Genomic DNA, 1741 nt, shown 5'->3' with positions numbered 1-1741 from the left:
CGAAAGAAGTCCGGCGGTGTCCTACTCTCCCACAGGGTCCCCCCTGCAGTACCATCGGCGCTGTGAGGCTTAGCTTCCGGGTTCGGAATGTGACCGGGCGTTTCCCTCACGCTATGGCCGCCGAAACACTATTGATGTTTCAGTCTGCACAACGATTGTTCGTTATGCGGTTCTCGACCGTACATCGAGAACCACTCAGTGGACGCAAGCACCTAAACGGTGTGTTATCAAGTCATCGGCTTATTAGTACCGGTCAGCTTCACGTGTTACCACGCTTCCACATCCGGCCTATCAACCCAGTAGTCTGGCTGGGAGCCTCTCACCCGAAGGTATGGAAATCTCATCTTGAGGCCGGCTTCCCGCTTAGATGCTTTCAGCGGTTATCCATCCCGAACGTAGCTAACCAGCGGTGCTCTTGGCAGAACAACTGGCACACCAGAGGTTCGTCCAACCCGGTCCTCTCGTACTAGGGTCAGATCCTCTCAAATTTCCTACGCGCGCAGCGGATAGGGACCGAACTGTCTCACGACGTTCTAAACCCAGCTCGCGTACCGCTTTAATGGGCGAACAGCCCAACCCTTGGGACCTACTCCAGCCCCAGGATGCGACGAGCCGACATCGAGGTGCCAAACCATGCCGTCGATATGGACTCTTGGGCAAGATCAGCCTGTTATCCCCGAGGTACCTTTTATCCGTTGAGCGACAGCGCTTCCACAAGCCACTGCCGGATCACTAGTCCCGACTTTCGTCCCTGCTCGACCTGTCAGTCTCACAGTCAAGCTCCCTTGTGCACTTACACTCGCCACCTGATTGCCAACCAGGTTGAGGGAACCTTTGGGCGCCTCCGTTACTTTTTGGGAGGCAACCGCCCCAGTTAAACTACCCACCAGGCACTGTCCCTGAACCGGATTACGGTTCGAAGTTAGATATCCAGAGTGACCAGAGTGGTATTTCAACAATGACTCCACGGTAACTGGCGTCACCGCTTCACAGTCTCCCACCTATCCTACACAAGCCACACCGAACACCAATACCAAGCTGTAGTAAAGGTCACGGGGTCTTTCCGTCCTGCTGCGCGTAACGAGCATCTTTACTCGTAATGCAATTTCGCCGAGTTCGCGGTTGAGACAGTTGGGAAGTCGTTACGCCATTCGTGCAGGTCGGAACTTACCCGACAAGGAATTTCGCTACCTTAGGATGGTTATAGTTACCACCGCCGTTTACTGGGGCTTAAATTCTCAGCTTCGCCTTGCGGCTAACCGGTCCTCTTAACCTTCCAGCACCGGGCAGGCGTCAGTCCGTATACATCGTCTTGCGACTTGGCACGGACCTGTGTTTTTAGTAAACAGTCGCTACCCACTAGTCTCTGCGGCCACCACACCCTTTCCGGAGCAAGTCCGTATAAGTGGATGGCCCCCCTTCTCCCGAAGTTACGGGGGCATTTTGCCGAGTTCCTTAACCACGATTCTCTCGATCTCCTTGGTATTCTCTACCTGACCACCTGAGTCGGTTTGGGGTACGGGCAGCTAGAACCTCGCGTCGATGCTTTTCTTGGCAGCATAGGATCACCCACTTTTTATCCGCATCGTGTCTCAGCCTGAATGAGAGACGGATTTGCCTATCTCTCGGCCTACGCACTTGCCCCGGGACAACCATCGCCCGGGTTGGGCTACCTTCCTGCGTCACACCTGTTAATACGCTAGCCGCACCAGAACGGGTTCGAGCGTTAGACCGGCCGGCT

2 rRNA genes (1 of these 2 cut by a window edge) are annotated in these 1741 nt (G+C 55.1%); both read right to left on the bottom strand.

Annotated features, from left to right (window positions below):
• Positions 1-8: 8 nt before the first annotated feature.
• Positions 9-125: ribosomal RNA gene (gene rrf / locus ACPEH0_RS14670) — 5S ribosomal RNA — on the bottom strand.
• Positions 126-223: 98 nt separating this feature from the next.
• A 23S ribosomal RNA gene (locus tag ACPEH0_RS14665) occupies positions 224-1741 on the bottom strand; it runs 1120 nt beyond the window's last position.

It is taken from the genome of Microbacterium sp. NPDC079356, from assembly GCF_049545465.1.
In the GTDB taxonomy this organism is placed as follows: Bacteria; Actinomycetota; Actinomycetes; order Actinomycetales; family Microbacteriaceae; genus Microbacterium; species Microbacterium gawkjiense.
This window is presented reverse-complemented; position numbering and strand designations above follow the sequence as displayed.